Raw genomic sequence first — 2941 nt, forward strand, 5'->3', positions numbered from 1 at the left:
CCGGTGGAACCTCCGCCGCGGCGCACACTCTGAAAACCATGACGCTCACACCCCCTCGGTTCCCCGCCCGCCGGCAGTGCCTGCAAGCCCTGGCCGGCGGCGCGGCCACGCTGGCCCTGCCGTCCCTCGCGTTCGCTGCCCTGCCCGCGATGACCGAAGGCCCGTTCTACCCCTCGCCCGCGTGGCGCGCCCGCGAGCTCGATTGGGACGCCGACCTGACCCGCGTCAACCGCGCCAAGGCCGGCGACGCACCACGCGCCGCCGGCGAGTGGCTCGACCTCGGTGGCAACTTGGTCGACAGCAAGGGGCGTGCGGTGGATGGCGCCGAGATCGAGATCTGGCAGTGCGACGTGCACGGCAGCTACCGCCACCCGCGGGGTGCGGGCAACCAGGTCGACGCGGCCTTCCAGGGTTTTGGCGCCAGCCGCAGCGATGCGCAGGGCCTGTACCGCTTTCGCACCATCAAGCCGGTGGTCTACCCGGGCCGCGCGCCACACATCCACGTGCGTTTGCGGCACGCGAGTTTTGGTGAGGTGACCTCGCAGCTTTTTGTGGCGGGGGAGGCGGGGAACCCGCGCGACTTCATCTACAGCAGCCTGTCGGCCTCCGAGCGCGCGCTGGTCGACATGCCGCTTCAGCGTGCGCCCACCGGCTCAGCGGTGGTGTGGCTGGCGCAGCGCTCGCTGGTGGTCGGCCGCTGAGTTCAGCCCACGCCTCACTTCTCGCTGACAGCCAGTCGTGCGCCGAGGCCAGCGAAGGCGGCGGCAAAGCTGTAGCGCAGCCAGCGCTGCACCTGGGCCGACTCGATGACCCGCTTGCGAAACGCATGCGCCACCACGCCATAGACCACGAAGACGCCAAAGGTCATCGCCATGAAAACCGCACTCAGCGACAGCAGTTGGGCGAGCGGCTGGCCTTGTGACGCATCGATGAACTGCGGCAAAAAGGCCAGGAAGAAGATGGTCAGCTTGGGGTTGAGGATGTTGAGCAGAAAGGCCCTGAGCACGAGCTCGCGCGCCGACGCCCTGGCCGTGCTGCCGTCCACCGCAAACGCCGACTTGTCGCGCCAGGTCGCGTAAGCCACATAGAACAGGTAAGCCACACCCGCGTACTTGAGCAGCTGGAACGCCAGTGCGCTGGTGTGCATGACCGCCGCCAGGCCCAGGATGGTGGCCATCAGGTGGGGCACGATGCCGGCGGTGCAACCGAGCGCGGCGTAGAGGCTGGCCCTGCGCCCCTGCACCAGCCCGGTCGACACGGTGTAGATGACGCCGGTGCCCGGGATGAGCACGACGATGAGCGACGTGATGAGGAACTCGAGGCTGATCATGGTGGGTCCTGTGGGTGAGGGCGTGGCGGCTTGTTGGGCCGGCCTGCTCAACGATTCGGTTTTGGTCGATAGATGGCGCAGAGCTTGTGGCCATCGGGGTCGCGCACATAGGCCAGGAACAAGGCCCCCATCGTGCCTTCACGTAGCCCGGGTGGGTCTTCGATCGAGGTGCCGCCCTGCGCGACAGCCGTGTCGTGGAACTGGCGCACCATGTCAGGTGAGCTGCACTTGAAGCCGATGGTGCCGCCATTGGCAAAGGTGGCGGCTTCATCGTTGATGGGCTCGCTGATGCACAGCACGCCACCTTCGTGTCGGTAAAAAAGCCGCGTGTGCCCGGTGGGGGCCTTGTTGACCGCGGGCTCGCCGGCACCCAGTGTCCCGAGGACCGCGTCGTAGAACCGCTTCGATCGTTCGATGTCGTTTGAACCGATCATGATGTGATTGAACATTCATTTCCTTCTTTGGTTGCGTTGGAAACCCGGCGACCCCTCGCTGAAAGGCTCAGGCGGCAGCCAGCGTGCGAAGCCCATGGGGTGTTTGGATGTGCGCCACGAGAAGCGTATCAGTGCTCGCAGATGGGTGAACCCGTGGAGGTGACGCCAGGCCAAGGCATTGAAGAACCGAGCTGACCCGCCGAGGCTCGGGATGAAACACCTCCAGTTCCACCAGGGAGCAGCCTGAGTTGGCAAGCGCCGCGGCGGGATGTGCCTGGGTTTGCCATTGGATGAGTGCAGGGACGGCACCGCCGAAAGGCAGTCCTCCATCGGCCGGGATGGTGATGAGCCAAGCGTTGGCTCCACGGGTCATCGGCTCGATGGGGCCCAACTCTGTAGCGCAGCAGCGTGCCGAGGCTTCGATGTCCTTCGTGCCAACGACCCACGCCGCCAGACGAGGCGGGGAGCGCGGGTTCAGCGTGTCCAGCCCGAACCAGCGCGGGCGGCTTGGCTTTGGAGCAGATGGATCGATGGCAACGACTTCCAGGTAGGTCGATTCGCCAAGGGACAGCAACACGTTGTGAGTTCCCATGCGCGGATGTGAGCCCCCTGGCTGCAGCTCCACTCCCAGCGTGTCGCGGATGAACTTCGCGCCGGCTGCAAGCGTAGGCGCGACGACGGTGATGTGATCGAGGACGGTGGTCATGGTGGATGGGACGCTTCAGGTTTCGTTCGCGCCGGGCTGGTGGCCCCTCGCCTGTTGCCACAGGCGAACGAGTTCAGCGGGATCTTCCGGCGCTGTTTCGTAGCGTGGCACACCCCCCGGGAAGACAAACCAGGGGAGTGCACTGCGAACATACTGGTGCGCGATGGGGGTGAAGCCTTTCGCCTGTTGCAGCAGACCCGGTCTGAGGATGGCCAGCTTCGGTCGATTGACCGGTTCTGACCAAAGTCGAACCTGGCAGGCTTGGCACACCTTGTTCTTGCGTTCTCTCCCGTCGCTCGCGATGGATGAAACCAGCAGCGGCGTGCCCTCCAGCACCTCGAGCGAATCGCGGTAGACCCACATGGACAAGAGCAGCGCACCGCCCGATCGGCGTTGGCAGTCTGTGCAATGACATGCATAGAGCGTGATCGGTTCGGTGTTCAGCCGAAATTGGATCTGGCCGCACATGCA

Annotated in this window: 5 protein-coding genes; 1 reads left to right on the top strand and 4 read right to left on the bottom strand. The window is 65.4% G+C overall.

What is annotated here, in order from left to right; all coding sequences use genetic code 11:
- Window positions 1-701, top strand: a 701-nt coding sequence (locus RMO40_RS05500; protein WP_309717443.1) for a dioxygenase family protein, incomplete at its 5' end; no start/stop codon positions are given.
- A gap of 14 nt (window positions 702-715) precedes the next feature.
- Here RMO40_RS05500 and RMO40_RS05505 read toward each other — a convergent pair.
- From RMO40_RS05505 to RMO40_RS05520, 4 genes are all read right to left on the bottom strand, one after another.
- On the bottom strand, window positions 716-1330 hold the full coding sequence (locus RMO40_RS05505; RefSeq protein WP_309717446.1) for a LysE family translocator: 615 nt from the start codon (window positions 1328-1330) through the stop codon (window positions 716-718).
- Window positions 1331-1377: 47 nt separating this feature from the next.
- Window positions 1378-1779, bottom strand: coding sequence for a VOC family protein (locus RMO40_RS05510; RefSeq protein ID WP_309717449.1), 402 nt, complete (start codon window positions 1777-1779; stop codon window positions 1378-1380).
- A gap of 52 nt (window positions 1780-1831) precedes the next feature.
- Window positions 1832-2470 (bottom strand): VOC family protein, encoded by a 639-nt coding sequence (locus RMO40_RS05515; RefSeq protein ID WP_309717452.1) that lies wholly within the window; start codon window positions 2468-2470, stop codon window positions 1832-1834.
- 15 nt (window positions 2471-2485) lie between these two features.
- Window positions 2486-2941 (bottom strand): GFA family protein (locus RMO40_RS05520; protein WP_309717454.1); only part of this gene is annotated, 456 nt, incomplete at its 5' end.

Origin of the sequence: Rhizobacter sp., from assembly GCF_031412075.1 — a bacterium.
GTDB lineage: Bacteria > Pseudomonadota > Gammaproteobacteria > Burkholderiales > Burkholderiaceae_C > Rhizobacter.

What these genes read in the sequence shown, in the direction of transcription:
- RMO40_RS05510 (WP_309717449.1), bottom strand. Translation starts at nt 1,779, where the DNA reads ATGTTCAATCACATCATGATCGGTTCAAACGACATCGAACGATCGAAG.
- RMO40_RS05515 (WP_309717452.1), bottom strand. Translation starts at nt 2,470, where the DNA reads ATGACCACCGTCCTCGATCACATCACCGTCGTCGCGCCTACGCTTGCA.
- RMO40_RS05505 (WP_309717446.1), bottom strand. Translation starts at nt 1,330, where the DNA reads ATGATCAGCCTCGAGTTCCTCATCACGTCGCTCATCGTCGTGCTCATC.